18 protein-coding genes are annotated in these 17,094 nt (G+C 42.6%); all 18 read left to right on the top strand.

Going from position 1 to position 17,094, the window contains the following annotated elements; genetic code table 11:
• The 18 genes from QLH32_RS05605 to QLH32_RS05520 all read left to right on the top strand — a co-directional run bounded on the left by QLH32_RS05605 (nucleotide 1) and on the right by QLH32_RS05520 (nucleotide 17,014).
• Nucleotides 1-453 carry a hypothetical protein gene (locus tag QLH32_RS05605; RefSeq protein WP_283268566.1) on the top strand — a complete coding sequence of 151 codons (453 nt, stop codon included), beginning with the start codon at nucleotides 1-3 and terminating at the stop codon, nucleotides 451-453.
• On the top strand, nucleotides 450-704 hold the full coding sequence (locus QLH32_RS05600; RefSeq protein WP_283268565.1) for a hypothetical protein: 255 nt from the start codon (nucleotides 450-452) through the stop codon (nucleotides 702-704). The genes QLH32_RS05605 and QLH32_RS05600 overlap by 4 nt, the downstream gene beginning before the upstream one ends.
• Nucleotides 705-837: 133 nt before the next feature.
• Nucleotides 838-1,212, top strand: a complete 375-nt coding sequence (locus QLH32_RS05595) for a hypothetical protein (protein ID WP_283268564.1) — start codon at nucleotides 838-840, stop codon at nucleotides 1,210-1,212.
• A 1-nt stretch (nucleotide 1,213) separates the two neighbouring features.
• Complete coding sequence (locus tag QLH32_RS05590) at nucleotides 1,214-1,390, top strand: hypothetical protein (protein ID WP_283268481.1); 177 nt, start codon at nucleotides 1,214-1,216, stop codon at nucleotides 1,388-1,390.
• Nucleotides 1,390-3,024, top strand: coding sequence for a portal protein (locus QLH32_RS05585; RefSeq protein WP_283268479.1), 1,635 nt, complete (start codon nucleotides 1,390-1,392; stop codon nucleotides 3,022-3,024). The genes QLH32_RS05590 and QLH32_RS05585 overlap by 1 nt, the downstream gene beginning before the upstream one ends.
• A gap of 44 nt (nucleotides 3,025-3,068) precedes the next feature.
• Entirely contained in the window at nucleotides 3,069-3,527 is a 459-nt protein-coding gene (locus tag QLH32_RS05580) for a Bbp19 family protein (protein ID WP_283268478.1), read from the top strand.
• Nucleotides 3,520-4,209 (top strand): hypothetical protein, encoded by a 690-nt coding sequence (locus tag QLH32_RS05575; RefSeq protein ID WP_283268563.1) that lies wholly within the window; start codon nucleotides 3,520-3,522, stop codon nucleotides 4,207-4,209. Before QLH32_RS05580 ends, QLH32_RS05575 begins: the two co-directional genes overlap by 8 nt.
• A gap of 16 nt (nucleotides 4,210-4,225) precedes the next feature.
• Nucleotides 4,226-5,131 carry a phage capsid protein gene (locus tag QLH32_RS05570; protein WP_283269288.1) on the top strand — a complete coding sequence of 302 codons (906 nt, stop codon included), beginning with the start codon at nucleotides 4,226-4,228 and terminating at the stop codon, nucleotides 5,129-5,131.
• 63 nt (nucleotides 5,132-5,194) lie between these two features.
• Entirely contained in the window at nucleotides 5,195-5,506 is a 312-nt protein-coding gene (locus QLH32_RS05565) for a Gp49 family protein (RefSeq protein ID WP_283268562.1), read from the top strand.
• Nucleotides 5,507-5,572: 66 nt separating this feature from the next.
• Nucleotides 5,573-6,136 (top strand): phage connector family protein, encoded by a 564-nt coding sequence (locus tag QLH32_RS05560; RefSeq protein WP_208727965.1) that lies wholly within the window; start codon nucleotides 5,573-5,575, stop codon nucleotides 6,134-6,136.
• Complete coding sequence (locus QLH32_RS05555; RefSeq protein WP_283268560.1) at nucleotides 6,136-8,205, top strand: phage tail protein; 2,070 nt, start codon at nucleotides 6,136-6,138, stop codon at nucleotides 8,203-8,205. The genes QLH32_RS05560 and QLH32_RS05555 overlap by 1 nt, the downstream gene beginning before the upstream one ends.
• Before the next feature lie 2 nt (nucleotides 8,206-8,207).
• Complete coding sequence (locus tag QLH32_RS05550; protein WP_283268559.1) at nucleotides 8,208-8,657, top strand: GNAT family N-acetyltransferase; 450 nt, start codon at nucleotides 8,208-8,210, stop codon at nucleotides 8,655-8,657.
• Between the two features lie 3 nt (nucleotides 8,658-8,660).
• Entirely contained in the window at nucleotides 8,661-9,101 is a 441-nt protein-coding gene (locus QLH32_RS05545; RefSeq protein ID WP_283268557.1) for a hypothetical protein, read from the top strand.
• On the top strand, nucleotides 9,101-11,164 hold the full coding sequence (locus QLH32_RS05540) for a methyl-coenzyme M reductase (protein WP_283268556.1): 2,064 nt from the start codon (nucleotides 9,101-9,103) through the stop codon (nucleotides 11,162-11,164). The genes QLH32_RS05545 and QLH32_RS05540 overlap by 1 nt, the downstream gene beginning before the upstream one ends.
• Nucleotides 11,164-14,037, top strand: a complete 2,874-nt coding sequence (locus QLH32_RS05535) for a lytic transglycosylase domain-containing protein (protein ID WP_283268555.1) — start codon at nucleotides 11,164-11,166, stop codon at nucleotides 14,035-14,037. Before QLH32_RS05540 ends, QLH32_RS05535 begins: the two co-directional genes overlap by 1 nt.
• A 4-nt stretch (nucleotides 14,038-14,041) precedes the next feature.
• The gene (locus tag QLH32_RS05530) at nucleotides 14,042-16,567 is read left to right on the top strand and encodes a hypothetical protein (protein WP_283268554.1); all 2,526 of its coding nucleotides are present in this window, start codon (nucleotides 14,042-14,044) and stop codon (nucleotides 16,565-16,567) included.
• A 2-nt stretch (nucleotides 16,568-16,569) separates the two neighbouring features.
• Nucleotides 16,570-16,806 (top strand): hypothetical protein, encoded by a 237-nt coding sequence (locus tag QLH32_RS05525; RefSeq protein WP_283268553.1) that lies wholly within the window; start codon nucleotides 16,570-16,572, stop codon nucleotides 16,804-16,806.
• Entirely contained in the window at nucleotides 16,799-17,014 is a 216-nt protein-coding gene (locus QLH32_RS05520) for a hypothetical protein (RefSeq protein ID WP_283268552.1), read from the top strand. Before QLH32_RS05525 ends, QLH32_RS05520 begins: the two co-directional genes overlap by 8 nt.
• Nucleotides 17,015-17,094: the final 80 nt, after the last annotated feature.

Raw genomic sequence — 17,094 nt, 5'->3', positions numbered from 1 at the left:
ATGAAAGTACACCCAAGTGGTTTTGACTTATTTCGTGACGGTGGGAAAGCCAGTGGGGGGGATTTGTATTATTTCTCAAACGATCCTCGTGCGCGCGCGCGTTTTGTTTCAGCACGTCAGCAGGCGAAAAAATTTATTGTCAAACGGCGTGGATATAAACCACCTGATTTCGTACGCATGATTTTAGATTTAAGGAATCTAGGCTGGTCACATGAAAAGATTTCCTATGTGTTGGGATGCTCTGCCAATGCTGTCTCATCCTGGGCTGTAGGTTCACGTCCATTTTACGATCATGGGGATGCATTTATTCAGCTTTGGCAGGAAATGACTTGGATTGAACGTTACCCGCGTGAGGGAGAGTTTTTAACATACAAATACGATATTGGTCAGCTTGATTTATTGGATCAGCTGGACGGCGTGATTGAGCAATTAGACAGTGAGATAGGTAAATGAGTTTAATCCATTATTTTGCAGAACAAGGTGATATTAATTCTATATTGCATGAGATTAATATCACTTGGATATTTAGCGGTATGTCTGTTGCTGAATCAGATAGTATTTTTTTAAATAATACTCTTAAGTATTTTACAGATAATAAAATAAATAATGATGCACTTTCTAAAATAGTAATACTCTTACAGTCTTACCTTTATAATCATAAGATGAGGGATTTTTATTTAAAAAGGAAGTTGAAATGGAATTAATGAGACTAAGCTGTGAACCAATTATTATCAGCAAAGAGCAGTTTTCTATTATTAAAGACATAGTTTAAACACCCAACAAACCGCTACCGCCCATAACGAACACTAGCCCTATCCGTAACGATAGGGCTTTTTTATGGCACGAGCAACCAAGGTGCCAGGCGAGCAAACACCGCCTGAGACTGAAACCACAGAACAAAATACCAATACTGATAAAGGTGCAGGGCAGACAGTCCAAGCGCAGCAAGATCAGCCATCCGACACCACTACAGCCAATCCTGAACAGCCACCAAGTGAATTAGATGCAGGCCAGCTTGGTGAGACAGGCGAACAAACACCGCCTGACTGGGCCATCAAGCTATTGGCAGGGCAGGCACGTATTGAGGCTAAATTGCGCTCTATGTCGTTGCCGCAGGCCCAAGCTACACAACACGGTACTCCACCAATTCAGCAACCAAAACAGTCAGCCCAAGTTTTAACAGCTCAAGGCTGGGGTTCTAAGGAGTCCTGATATGTGTGGTTCTCCTAAAATTGTGCGTCAAGACCCCGAAGCAGATGCCAAGGCAGCAGCAGAAAAGGCAACGATGGAAGCCAACATGAAAAAGGCTAACCGCCGTACAGCGAACAGCTCAAGCGTGTTAAGCGGTGCTTTTGATGCCAATACCAAAACAAAATTGGGTGGTGGATAATGTCTAATTTCGCACAGCAACTTTGTACGCGACTTGATCAATTAAAGTCTGCTCGTGCGAACTATGAAGCGCACTGGTCAGAATGTTACAAGTACGGTGCGCCTGAGCGTCAGCAATGCTTTTCTTCTACAGTTGAGAATAGCAAGACGCAACAGCAGCAACGTGCTGATCTATACGATTCTACAGCCGCAGATTCGGTTCAAGTCCTTGTTTCAATGATTATGAACGGCGTAACGCCAAGCAATGCGATTTGGTTTAAAGCTCAGCCTGATGGTATAGACGACTTGGCTGTACTGACTGAGGGTGAGCGCTGGCTTGAAGATGTCTGTCAATTTATGTGGCGCAATATTCACGCTGCAAATTTTGACAGTGAAAGCTTTGAGACCATAACTGATGTTGCGGTTGCAGGCTGGGGCGTTCTCTACACTGACATTGACCGCGAAGCCAACGGCGGTTATGTGTTTGAGTCGTGGTCAACGGGTAGTTGTTATATAGGCTCAACCCGTGCGGACGGCATTATTGACACAATTTACCGTGAACATGAGATGACGGCCGAAACCATGATCAATACCTATGGTGAGGATAATTGTCATTTTACCGTTGTCCAGACTGCCAAACGTTCACCAGATACCAAGTACAAGCTTTTACACGTCATACAGCCAAGAAAGTCAAAGGGTGCAGGGCAGATCAATAAAGATATGCCTTTTGCTTCATATCACATTGATCTGAGCAATAAGCACATGATGAAAGAATCTGGCTATCACGAGTTCCCATGCGCTGTGCCACGTTTACGCCGTTTACCCAACTCAGTTTATGGCAATGGTCAGATGACTTTAGCCTTGGCTGATGCCAAGACGGTCAATGAATTGATGAAACTTACTATTAATTCGGCAGAAATGCAGATAGCTGGCATGTGGATTGCGGAAGATGATGGGACCTTAAATCCTCATACTGTTCGTATTGGTCCACGTAAGGTGATTGTAGCCAATAGTGTTGATTCTATGAAGCGGCTTGACGATGGGACAAATTTCCAGATAGCGGATTATCTCATTACCAATTTACAAGGCGGTATCCGTAAAAAGCTTATGGCTGACCAGTTGCCGCCAATTGGTACACAGCAGATGACAGCTACAGAGATCCATACCCGTGTCGAGCTGATCCGCCAGATGTTGGGTCCAATGTACGGGCGTTTGCAGTCTGAGTACCTGAAATCAATTTTAGACCGTTGTTTCGGGCTTGCCTTGCGTTCTGGTGTGCTTGGTCAGCCACCCCAAGAGCTTTGGGGGCGTAACCTGTCATTCAAATTTGTATCCCCTTTGGCGCGTAGTCAGCGTATGGAAGAAGTCATGGCGACTGAGCAATACGTGGCTAGTTTGGGGCAGATGTCAGCAGTAGACCAAACCATTTTAGACAATGTGGATTTTGATGCTGTGGCGGTATTAATCGGCAATGGCCGTGGCGTTCCTCAAACAATCATGCGAACGGCGGATGAAGTGCAGGAATTGCGTCAAGCACGGCAGAAAGCTATGCAGGAACAGCAACAGCAACAGGCACAGCAAGCCATGCTGGATAAGGCTGGGGATGTGATTGCCAAGGGTGCGGAACATCAACTTACCAGTGAGGTAATGCAGTGATTTATTTTGTTGGGCTTATCGCTATTGTCGTGGCTTTTATGTGGATGCGCTCAATTCAAGAAGTGAAGAAATTGAGCAAAGATGCCGATTATTGGCGCAATCAATGGCTAGAAACTATTGATGAACTAAGTATTTCTCGTAGTGAGCGATTTGAAGAATGGGAGCGTGCAAACATTGCTGAGGAACAAATTATTGTTTTAAAGCAAGAGCAGGCCGATCTTAAAGCCGCACAGAAACCAGAAGAACCAGAAGAACAAGGAAATTTTGTTAAGCGGCATCGTGTCACCAGAGCAACAGCAGAGACATACCGCAATGTTTTTGATCTTGATGTCAATGGCATACGGATTTTAGAGCATCTCACACAGACATTCTGCCGTGATGCTTTCACTGATTCAGAGCGTGAAACCTGTCACCGACTGGGGCAGCAAAGCGTGATCAATTTTATCGTCAATAACATCAATCGGGCAAACGACCCAAACTATAAGGAGTCTGTAAATGACTGATCAACAACAGCAACAAACACAAGAGCAGAACCAAGAATCCAATCAGAACCAAAATAGTATGCTTGGTGGTGGCCATGAGGGTGAGATTCAGGACGGTGGCGAACAAGGTAATCAGGGACAGGGCAATAACTCAGATACTCCTAAAGTTCCTGAATCGGCAGATGGGTACGAAGTCAATATTGATGGTTTTGATTTCAATGAGTTTAAAGGCATTGAGGAAAATAAGGCGTTTTTGGATGAAGCGCATAAGGCAGGGCTGAGTAATGAGCAGCTTGGTTTTGTTTTAGGTAAATACAACGAGATCATTCCACAGCTCATGGAAGCCAATGCCCATCTGGATAATGAGTCATGTATCCAGACCATGACAGAGGCATGGGGCAATGATACTCAGGCTAATTTCGGTTTTGCCAAGGCAGCAGCAGACAATGCGATTGCAAATGGCATTTTAACGGCGGAAGAAGTGAATAGCCCTCAGTTCGGCAATAACCCACTTGTCCTAAAAATGGCTGCATATTTTGGTCAGCAGCTTGGCGAAGATACGCCGCCTAAAAATACCCAACAAAGCGGTAGCGTAGATATTCAATCATTGATGTCATCAGAAGCCTATTTGAACGATAAGCATCCAGACCACACCCGTGTCTCTGCCCAAGTTCAAGGCTGGTATCAAAAGCAATATAAATAAGGGGTAGAAGATGCCTATTGTAAATGAAAATAAAATCACGGCGGCGTTTGTTATTCAATATGCTGATACATACGAAATTGCAGCAATGCAAAATGTATCACGATTGCTTAAAACCGCCGTATATCGTGGAAAAATTGAGGGTGAGTCATTCACTATCAATGACATGGGACAGGTGGAAATGCAGGCATCAGGCACACGCTTTGGTGATACCACTTGGACGATTCCTGATGCTGGTGTGCGTACAGCATTGATGACGGATTTTGATTTATTTATCCCGATTGAAAGTCGAGATTTGCCAAAGCTAAAGGCCAATCCAACAGACAAGTACATGAAAAATCTGATCAATGCCCGTAACCGTAAAATTGATGACATTATCTATCAAGCACTAATCGGCGGTATAACTCGTGTCACGGTGAATGATGCAGGTGCCAAGTCAACTTCTACTGTTAATTTGCCAGCAGGTCAGGTCATTCTTTCCAGCTTTGGTTCTGGTTCATTAAAAGCAAAAATTCTTAAAGCTAAATCATTGTTCCGTGACAATGAGTGTGATGAGCATAATGGCGAAGAGCTGAATGTTGTCTACAACGGCCGCATGATGGAAATCCTGTTATCAGAAACTGTTTTCATGAGTGCTGACTATATGGCTGTCAAGATGCTTCAAGAGGGTGATGTTTCTGGTAAATGGTTAGGCGTAAACTGGATTCCATACAACAAACTTAATAATGGTGCTGGTGGTGCAACAGAACGCCGTAGCTGTATGTACACAAGCACAGCAGTACATTTCGGTGATGCCGATATTACTGGTTTTGATATTTCCAAGCGTCCAGACAAGAAGAACATTTCACAGGTTGGCGGTGTGACTTCAATGGCGGCAGGCCGTGCAAGCGAACAGAAAGTAGTTGCATTTGATTTTGAAATCTAAACCACATAACCCACTGTTTTAGGACGGTGGGTTTTTTATTAAATTAATTTTGAGGAAATTGTGATGACTAAAGCAGTAACTGAACAAGAATTGGCAGAAAAAGCAGTCGCACCGCGTGTAACAAAAGCCGATATTGAGGCATTAATGCAGCGTGTGACATATACCATTGAGCAGCAACCAGGTGGAACCACCTCAACATTTGTGCATGCTTTTCTCGATGGTAAGTTTTTCTTGGCGACAGGCTTTAGCGCATGTGTTAATGCCGAAAACTTTAATGTTGATATTGGTGAGCGTTTAGCCCGCAGTAATGCGGAAAAACATGCCGAAAATAAATTATGGGAGCTTGAGGGCTACCGTTTATATTCTGCAAGCTAACTTAATACCCAGCAAACCGCACCTAAAACCCATTCACTATGAATAAAAGTGAGTGGGTTTTTTATTATGACTACAACAAACGTCAGTATCTGCAATGAAGCACTGAGCATGATCGGTGCTAAATCGATTATTTCATTCGATGAAAGCACGGAAAATGCACGGCGTTGTGCATCCATTTATGACAGTACACGTAAGGCTTTATTGCGGATGCACCCGTGGAGCTTTGCAAAGAAGCGTGTCCAGCTTGCACCAATTTCCACACACCCATCTTTTGGTTATGCCCATGCATTTCCATTACCCAATGATTTTATGCGTGTCTATGACGCTGGCGAAATCAATTATGAGATTGAGGGGCGGCATATTTTGGCAGATACAAGCCTGATCAACCTTGTTTATGTCTATGACAACGACAATGAGCAGACATGGGATTCATTATTTACCGAGTGTATGGCCCTTTATCTGGTGCGTAAGTTGGCAAAGCCCATTACAGGCAGTCAGGCTGAGGCTGATAGCGCATGGGCACAACTCCAAGGCATGTTAAAGCAGGCAAGGGCAATCAATGGACAGGAACGCCCAGCACAGGAATTTGCAGCTAATTATGAATCAACCTTGCTTGGAGTGCGTTACTAATGAAACAGTACATTATGAAAAATAACTTTAGTGCTGGGGAGCTTGCACCAACGTTATATACACGCACGGACATTCAGCAGTATGCAAATGGGGCTAAAACCTTACGCAATGTCATTCCCTTGGTTGAGGGTGGGGTAAGAAAAAGACCAGGAACATTTCATATGGGAATAGTTCCTAATGCTGTGCGCCTGATCCCATTTGTTGTTAGTTCTGATCAGTCGTACATGCTGGTTTTTAGACCATTGGCTATTGATATATACAACCCAAGAACAAAGACATTCGTGGCCAATGTCGTTACACCCTATACCCCAGAGCAGATACCAGATATTCAGTTCGTGCAATATCGTTATGAGATGTTCTTTACCCATAAAGATGTGCCAGTGCAGCGTTTTCGTTCTTCAATGGACTTCACTGCATGGGAGTTTAACCAGTTTGTCTATACCCATGCACCTACTGACTCAGAAAACGCACGTTCTCCATTTAGAAAGGGAAAACCATCTGGAAAAGATGTAGGTGCTTTTATCTCATTTACCCTTGATATTCTAAATACGTGGCTAAATACAACGGCGTATATTGTTGGGGATGTGATTCAGTATTCAGGAAAAATCTATCAGGCAACCAAGGATGGAACAGGGCAGCAGCCAGATATTTCGCCCTCATACTGGGTGGAGGTGACAGCCGCAGCAGGGGGATTTGTTGCCGATGATATAGGTAAATATATTAGTGTGAATGGTGGAATCATCAAGATCACTGAGTTTGTTAATACCAATCAGGTCAATGGTGAAATCATTGTAAAGCTTGATTCAGATGTACAGGCCATTGAACGCTCTTGGTCAATCTTGTCACCCGTTTTTAATGCCACTGACGGTTATCCACGTTGCTGTACCTATTTTAAGCAACGCCTTGTCTTGGCCAATACCAAGAAAGCGCCAAACAAGATATGGTTTAGCGCCGTTGGTGGGAATGGTAACTTCCTTGAAACTACGGAGGATGGGGATGCTTTCAGTATTGTATCTGCATCAGGCCTTGCCAACAGTATTTTATTCTTGGAAGCCCAGCGCGGTGTAGTCTGCCTTACTTCTGGCGGTGAATATATGGTCGATTCGGATGGCGTACTGACCCCAACAACCGTAAATATCAATGAGCATACCGCTTACGGTGCATATCCTGTAACAAGGCCTTGTCGTGTGGGGAATGAGCTTTTATTTATTCAGCGTGGTGGTGAGCGTTTACGGGCCTTGTCGTATCGTTATGAAGTGGATGGACTGGTATCACCAGAGATCAGCGCATTATCATCCCATATCGGCGAGACACACGGCGGAATCAGTGAAATCTGCTATCAGCAAGAGCCTGAAAGCCTTGTATGGTGTGTATTGGGTGATGGAAAAGTAGCATCCATCACATTCAACCGTGATCAGGAGGTCCTTGCATGGGCACAGCATGACTTTGGCGGATCGGTTAAAAGTATTTGCTCTGTTCCAACTGCATTGGGTTCTGATCTGTGTTTTATGCTGGTTTATAGAACGGGCGTACCGTGTTTGGAACAATTGTCTTTTGATGCCCTTTTGGATTCGCAGAGAGAAAAGACATTGACTACAGATTCAATTAATAAAACAGAAATTGGGTATGTTGGTAATCTTAGTGTTTATCAGGTCAGTGGTGAATCTATTTACTCTGTAAATTTTACCGAGACTTTGACCGAATTACAGTTGCCAGGCATGACAGGCCAAACCGTTAAATATGGCCGTCTATTTAGTTGTGTTGCTGAACTATTCCCACCCGAGTTAAGCCAAGCGCCGTTATCTTCTATGCTGTTTAAGGCAAAGATTGACCGCATGGCGTTTTTCTTTAACAAGACTTTAGCGCCTGTGGTCAATGGTGAATTAATCGAACTGTTTACATTTGACCAAAACCCATTTGATGCACAAAAACCGATGACAGGCTATCACATGATTGAGGGTGGCTACTGGGAAGATTTACACAATACACCTATCCGCATTTCACACAACAAACCGCTACCGTTTCACTTGCAAGCTATCACCATGCAAATGTCAATTAATGAGAAATAGACATGAGAATACGTGAAGCTTCATATCAGGACATACCCATTTTAATAAAGATGGGTGCGTCCTTTATCAATGAGTCACCAACATTTAAACAGCGTGGATTTAACCCAGATAAGGCGGCACAGCATTTTAAATGGTTGCTGGATGGTAACGGCGTTATTTTTATTGCTGTGCAAGATGGTCAGATTGTAGGTGGTTTTGCTGGTGGCATTACTACAGATTGGCAGTCTGATCATAAGCTTGCCTTTGATTATGTCATGTATGTCATGCCTAAACATCGTGAGGATGGGGTGGCAAGGGAATTGGTTAAAACCTTTATTTTATGGGCTAAAGAAATGGGTGCGGACCGTATCAATTGCGGCACGGCAACAATGGTCAATACCAAACAGTGTGTAGCACTGTATGAATCGCTTGGTTTTACTCCCGTTGGCCTGTTCTTGGAAATGGAGCTATAAGTCATGGCAGCATTACCAGCGATAGCGGCCGTTGCTAGTGTTGCCAGCACTGCAATATCTGCTTATTCAATGTATCAAAACAATAAAACTCAAGGTGAACAGGCGGAAGCCGATGCGGATGCAGCACGTTCGCAGGGTCGCCTAGAAGCTGAACGTATCCGCAGCCAGAAAGAAAAGACTCAATCCGCAGCCCGTGCGGCATTAGCCCAAAATGGCTTGGATGTAGGAGAGGGTACAGCCGTCACAATCAATGACAGAATTGAGCGTGATGCCGAATATGATGCTGCAATGTCTGAAATTGCTGGATTTAATGCATCTCAACGATTGCAGGCAGAGGCAAGTGTACACCGTAAAAACGCCAATACAGCAGCCATTACAGGTGCTTTAGATACCATGTCTAAGGTGGGTGATGGCTATGTAAAATATAAGAATGGGTGGAAATAATGGCTAAAATTCCAATGGGTAATTTTGGTAACGCTATGCCACAGGTTCAGCGTATTCAGATGCCACAAGATCAAAGCGGCCAGATGATTGCAAATACTTTGCAGAACGTTGGGCAAGTTGTAGCTCAAGCCGATCAGCAGCAGCGTGAACGTGAAGCTCAAAACAAACAACTGGAAAATTATAACAATCAACTTGCTGAAAAAGAGGGGCAACTTAAAGTTGATGATTTCCTGTCATCCAAGTTTAGCGAACAGGTGACACTGTTACGCAATGATGTTGCCAATGGCGTAAAAACCTCACAACAGGCAAGTGACGAATTAAAAATATGGTCGGATGACCAATACAAGGAATTATCATCCAGCCTACCAATGCATGCACAGCAGCAGTATAAGGCGCAAATTGATAGCTCAGTAGGTCGTCAGGGGGCTGGTTTTTTACCTTTGCAGTTAAAAGCCAATGAGCAAAGAGAATTGAATATTGTAGACCGTGCATTTAGTGAGGCGACACGCCGACCAACCAATGAACGAGAACCTTATTTTCTTTCCTATCTAAAAACTGCAAATATTCCAGTGGCAGAAAAAGAAGCTCTATTATTAAAGCTTAGAGTTGAGTCCAATAAAATTGATGTCGATGGTCGTATTTTATCGGCCGTAGATTCATCTAATATTGACGAGCTTAGAACATTATCCACCGAATTAGGCAAGGGTGCATATAAGGATTTAAACGGCGGTCAGGTTCAGGATTATCAGGCATCTATTGCCAGTAAAATTCATACTATCCAGTCAAGACAACAGGTTGAGGAAAATAAACGAATAAGTGAATCTAATAAAGTCTTTAATGAGTTTAGGGATGCGGTATTAACTGGGCGTAATTTAGATTCAGCCTATATTGATAATGTTAGAAAGGCGGTAGTAGGCACACCAAGCCAAGCAGATTTTGATTTTTATTTAGCCCATTCTAATAATTTTCAAAAGTTTTCAAAGTTAGGTACAAGCGAACAGCTTAAATTAATCAACCAGACAAAAGCCAATATGAAAAACTCATCCTCAGCCGATCCTGTGCGTGAGGAAAAAGTCTTAAATGTCTATCAGTCTACTTACAATGAAAAATTAAAAACAGCAAAAGAAAACCCTAATCAATTACTGGCTGAAAATGGGATTCAAGTACCTGAATTAAATCCAGCGGAGTTAAAAATAAATCCTCAAGGTTTTATTAAGAACTTGGTTCAGGTGGGTGGCTATCAGTTGGCATTAAAGGCTTCTGATGGCAACGTGGCAATAAAACCATTTTCGGATGATGTGTTGCCACAAGTTAAAGATACCGTTGATAAATTACCTATAGACCAGAAATTAAATTTCATTGGTAATTTAATTGGTCAAACCAAAGATATTAATGGTGGTAATGAGATATGGAAAGCGGCATTAAAACAAGTGGGTGGTGATGATCCGAGTTATGCTGCGGCTGGTTTGGCACGTTTCCATAATTATCGTTCCACTGAGGGGAGAGACCTTGCTACTTCAATTATTTCAGGAGCGCAATTGCTTAAAAATGAGCAGTTCGCCATGCCAAAGGAAAAGGATTTAAGAGCGAAGTTTAATGCTTATATTGGTCAAACCATTACAGGTGAATCGGCTAATAAAGCTTATGAGGTATTTAAGGCAGTTTATGCAGACACTATGGTTGCTCGCCACCAGATTCATGTTAATGCTGATGAGAGTCCAAAAGATGATATTACAAAAACCGCACTTGGTATGGTGACAGGTGGAGTATATGAACAGGCTGGAACTTCCCTTAATTATATGGGTGGAAAGACAACCTCATGGAAAGTAACCAAGCCATACGGTATGACCGATGCGGTTTTTGCTGGGAAGCTGGATAAGGGTTATAAGGATTTATCTAAACAAACAGGTAGAACAGTCGCTGACCTTAAAACTTTATTTTTAAAACAGGGTGAAACGCGTAGTAATGGTCTTGTTGAATATCGGTTGCTTAATACTCAGGGTAAACCTTTAGTTGTTAATGGTACTCCCTGGCTAATTCTTGTTGACGGAGTAACTAAATAATGTCTTGGTTTGATGAGATTGCTGATGATGATCAGCTTGCGGTTGAGAAACTACGGGAAAAGCGTTTTACAGGTAAACCATCAGAAAAAAAAGAGGTTGGATTATTTGATGGTGCGCTAGATTCTCCCATTCGTGGTGCTGGTGTTGGTTTTATTAAAGTTGCAGATACTTTAGCCAAGCCACTTGATGTTATCGGTGATGCAGCCAGTTATGGTATTGACTATGTTCAATCAGGTGGTGATATTCCATCATTCAGCCAATATCGGGAAAAAGCGGTTCAGGCGCGTGATAATCTGGTCTTTGGTACTATTGAGGCATTGGAAGATAAAGAGAATACGGGTTTAGTTGGCAATATTGGCGTTTCTTTAGGAGACTATGGATTCCGTGGTGTGGTTGGTGGCATGACTGGTGGCGTTGCTGGTGCTGCAACTCTAACAGGTGCGACAACTGGGCATTACCAATACAATGATTTACGCCGTAAAGGCGTTGATAGTTATACCGCTTTACAGGTTGCTGGTGTGAATACCGTGGGTGATGCCATAGCAACCTATTTACCGATGTCTTACGGTTATAAAGGTACAAGTGGAATCATTAAGGATGGTCTGTTATCTATAGGTGGGGCAACAGGCCTGTCTACGGGTATGCAGTTTACCAGTGGTGAGGTGCTAAAGGATGCTGGATACAATAAGGAAGCAAAACAGTTTGAAGTGACAGGACAATCCTTTTCTACAGATTTGCTTTTAAATACAGCATTGTTTGGGATTACCAGAGGGCATGCAGTTTATCAGGAAAAAAAGCCAACTCTTGCCAAAGCAATTCAGGCTGAATTAGACCGTATAGCTGGCACCCATGACAATGTTCTTCAAGATGTTGTTGATGGTGCTTTAATCCGAAATAATTTTGAGTTTGAAAATACTCTAGCGCCAGTACATACCATTGACCCGATTCAGGAAAACAATCATTTAATCAACCTGAACCAAGCGACCGATCAAATCCTTACAGGCCATCCTGTGAGCGTCAGCCAACCTGTTAGCGGTGAAAAAAAGCGAAAGACTTTAGATATTGAATCATCAGCTTTGCCAGCTAATGCCAAAACGATTGCACGCAAGGCACAACAGGACGGTATAGACCCAAGTGTAGCATTAACCATTTCCCATATTGAAACGGGTGGACAGTTTAGCTCCACCGCAAAAAACCCTGATTCTTCAGCACATGGTTTATTCCAGGTAATAGACAAAACTTGGAAAAACTTGGGTGGTAAAGACAGGGCCAATATTGATGAACAGATTAGAATTGGTTTAAAGCATATCAAGCAAGCCAACAGTTATATTGAACAAAATTTAGGTCGTGCGCCTATGGCCCATGAACAATATCTAGGGCATTTACTTGGGCCATCTGGTGCGGTTCATGTGCTAAAGGCTGATCCGAATGCCAAGCTCATTGATATTGTGCGTCAATATGACAAAAAGCATGCTGATTCTATTGTCAATAACAATGGTATGAAAGGCTTGACTGTAGAGCAGGCGGTTGATAAATGGCGTAAAAAATGGAATACGCTGAGTAATCGCTATGGCGGTGACAATATCACCACTGCTTATGATGCAAATGGCTCAAGCTACGATTTTGCTTATGAAGTGAAGTCACTGGATGATCTTATCGTATCGAATGATCAACTATATGGCGTAAACCCCAACTACCCAGCAGAACTACAGCCTAGAGACCGTACTAGAGAGTCATCACGGCAACAGATTGAACGTATTGCAAATGAGCTTAATCCTGAACGTTTAGGCGAAAATCCAATGATTTCTCAGGGTGCGCCAATTATGGCACTGGATAATGTCATTGAATCAGGTAATGGCCGTACCTTGGCGATTGGCAAAGCATATGCCGATGGTAAAGCGGATGCCTACCGTCAGTTTGTAAGTGATTTTGCATCGGATCGAGGGTGGGATATTTCGGGTATTAACAACCCTGTTTTAGTCCGTACCCGATTAAGTGACGTTGACCGTGTAGAGTTTGCAAAGCTTGCCAATGAAAGCGATGTGGCACAATTCAGCGCTTCCGAACGTGCAAAAAGTGATGTTGACCGCTTGCCAGATGCATCACTGTTAAAGCTAAATTCTGATGGAAATATCAACCTCGATGGGAGTATGGACTATGTTCGTGCTTTCATGGATCAGGTTCCACAGGCTGAACGTGGACCCATGCAGACAGCAGATGGACGATTGACCCAAGAGGGTAAGCGCCGTATTGAGACTGCATTAACTAATCAGGCCTATGGTGATTCTAACCTTGTGGCCAGACTGTCCGAGAACATGGATGATAATAGCCGAACGGTTTTAAATGCCTTGCTCCGTTCTGCACCACAATTGGCGCAATTGGCTGATCTGGTCAAACAGGGTGGACGGCATAGTAATACCATTGCACAGGATTTAGCGCAGGCCGCGCAAAAACTCAGTGATCTTAAAGCCAATGGTTTAAAAGTGAATGACTATTTAAACCAAGGTCAGTTAATAGATGATGGTTTATCACCTGGAGCAAAAGATTTTTTAAAAGTCTTTGATGAGAATAGCCGTAGCTCCAAAGCGATTAATGGCTATATCAAGTCAAAGATTGATGAAGTGGATGCAATGGGCGACCCAAGACAAGGTAGCCTGTTTGGTGATTCACCAGATGATGTTGCTTTTATGAATATCTTAAATGAAAACCCTGATTTACCTGTAGGCATTGCCCGTGAAAATCCAGATGGTACGGTTGAGTATGTCAGCCTAAAAGAAATGGTTGATTCGCTTGAAGATAGTTCAAAACAAGCCGAGTTAGACAATGTTGCAACACAGACCGCTATTAGTTGCGCCTTACAGTTTGGAGAATAATTAAATGAAACAGCAATGTATTCAGGCCGTAGCGCAGGCATTGGGCAAAAAGACATTAAACCAGCAAGAAGTACAAAAAATTGAGCAACGTGTCAACGATGCCATGAAAAGCCGTGCAAGACAGGATATTCAGAAATGGCGTAATTTAAGTGATGCAGAGAAATTAAAAGAAGCTGCTGAACAAGTTGCAATAGATATTCAGTCGGAAGTGTTACGTAAAAAGAAAACACTAGTTGATGATGTATTAAAGCAAAATAGGAATATTGCATTACAGGATCATGCCACTCTACTTTCTAGTGATGTTGTGGACCGCATGGTGGCAGCTCATGGTGATATGTCTGGTATTCAATCCATTGACAGCAAGGCAAGGGCCATAGCTTCTATTTATCGTGGTGAACTGACAGATTTTTACACCAATATTAATGGTGGCTTAGGTGTGTTTGTTGATGAAAAGATTGTAAAAGCGATTGTTCAGGAACGTTTCGGAAAGGATTCAGGCAATCCATTAGCTAAAAAGATTTCTGAAAAGATGGGCGAAGTCTTTGAAAACATGCGTGATCGGTTTAATCGCAATGGGGGAGATATTGGGTTGCTTGATAATTGGGGAATTATGCAGACCCACAGCGCCCAAAAAATGGCTTTGGCTGGCAAGGAACAATGGGTAAATGATGCCACCAATAATATTGACCGTAACCAGTACGTCAATGAAGATGGTAGCCTCTATAGTGATTCCCAGATTAAAGAATTGCTGGATTATGCCTTTGATAGCATTGTTACCGATGGGGCAAGCAATATAAAAATCGGTAAGGCAAATTATCAAGGCTCATCCAAAGTTACCAATAAGCATAGCGAAAGCCGTATTCTGCATTTTAAGGATGCGGATGCTTGGATGGATTATCAAAGCAAATATGGTGGTATGCAGTTTGTGGATTTGGTGGAGGCACATATTGCATCCATGTCTAAAGATATAGCCTTAGTGGAAACTTTAGGCAGTAACCCTAAAATGGCCATGAAGATTTTACAGGATGCAGCCAAAGCAAAAGATACGGCTAGGGGTGTTGATGTAGAAACTATTGGAAAGATTCAAAAACGTACTGATACCATGTTTCAGGAGTTTACAGGCGGAAATACTCCAGCATCACAGGTATTGGCCAATGCTGGTTTAGCTTATCGCTCTATGAACGTTGCATCCATGCTGGGTGGTACAACATTATCCTCCGTTACAGATCAGGCCATGATTGCTAAAACCGCATCGGTACATGGTATTTCATACTGGAAAACGTTCGGTGAGCTGATCACACAGTTAAACCCAGCAAATAAAGATGACCGTGAGCTTGCCCGTAGTCTTGGTTTGGCCACTGAGGAAATGCTAGGTACTATTAACCGTTGGGCAGATGATGGCCTGACTTCTGTGCATGGTAAGGCTGAGAAAATAGCCAAAATATCCAATGGTGTTGCTGCTCAAGTTATGCGTGTTTCTGGCCTTAATGCTTTAACTGCCGCATCAAAAACAGCATTTTCAAAAATGATAATGGCTAAATATGGCGAAATGACCCGTAATAAAGCATGGAAAGATTTAAGTGCTACAGACAAGGAGCTTTTAGAAAAAACAGGTATCAATGAACGTGCCTGGCAAGTGATGCAATTGGCTGATCCAGTGATAGACCGCAAGGGTAATAAACTGATGTCAGCACGTTCTATTTTTGAGATACCAGACAATAAACTAAAACATTTGGGTGATCCTAAGAAAATCCGTGAAGAAGTTGCCACTCAATTTCAGACCCATTTACTGGATGAGCAGGGCATGGCCGTTGTGGAAGCTGGATTACGTGAGCGTACATGGATGACAGGGGGATTAAGAAAAGGGACAGGGATGGGGGAAATACTACGTTCCCTTTTGCAGTTTAAGTCATTTCCAGCAGCCTTTTTAATGCGTCATGGTAGCCGAGCTTACGCACAAAATGGAGTAAAGGGCAAAGCTGCTTATGGCATGTCACTATTTTTTATGACAACAATTTTAGGGGCTTTAGTTGTTCAGCTTAAAGAATTGGCTAATGGTAATGATCCGCAAACCATGTGGGATAGTGATGATCCAACGAAAACTGCTAAATTCTTTGGTCGTTCAGTAGTACAAGGTGGTGGCTTATCTGTACTTGGTGATATTGTAGCGGCTGGTACTGATCCTAGTGGTCGTGGTATTACTGATTTTATTGCTGGACCGTTGGGTAGTGATGCCAAAGCCGTAGCTGGTATTACGGTTGGTAATGCCATGCAATGGTATGAGGGTAAAGATACCAATGCGGCAAATGAAGCCTTTAAACTGGCAAAAAGTAAAATCCCAGCGCAAAACCTTTGGTACACCAAAGCCGCCGTAAACCGTTTATTTTTTGATGAGATTCAGGATAGTATAGCACCTGATTACCGCCAAAGACTTTTACAGAAAGCGGAACGTGAGCAGGGGCGCACACGGTGGTGGGGTGATGATATGGGCGATATTCAAGCGCCTGATTTTAGTGGGGTGGTGCAATAAAATTGAGAGATAAGATTAAAAAGGTATTCGAAAAGATATTTGAGTTATGGCTTTATTCTATTATAGGTATGCCTATATTAGCTTTGATTTATTTGAGTGGTGATCCTGAAAATCTTTTTATTAAATTTTTAGGGTATTACATGATTGGAAATTTTATATTTTCCATTGTATTTTTGGTTATTAATTGGGTATATGATCAGTTCAAAAAAGCAAATCGGCAAGGAAATATAAATGAATGAAATTAAACGAGAAGATATGCCATTGAGCGTAGGATTTATAGTTAAAATGAATCATAAAAAACAACCATGTACATTTAAATACAGTGTTGTTTCCGATGGTAATATTGTTGGATTTACCAATTCACCATACCTTTTTCAAGATGCTGATATTTTTGGCATTAGAAATGTGGACTGGGTTCAGCCAATTGCTAGTCCATCTCGCCATTAGCATGAGTATTTGTTGTAAATAATACCCAACTAACCGATCCACCAACCCTCGTATATATACCTAAATATACGAGGGTTTTT

This window comes from Acinetobacter corruptisaponis (assembly GCF_030053775.1).
In the GTDB taxonomy this organism is placed as follows: Bacteria; Pseudomonadota; Gammaproteobacteria; order Pseudomonadales; family Moraxellaceae; genus Acinetobacter; species Acinetobacter corruptisaponis.
The sequence above is the reverse complement of the archived record's forward strand: the minus strand, read 5'-3'. Positions and strand labels throughout refer to the sequence as shown.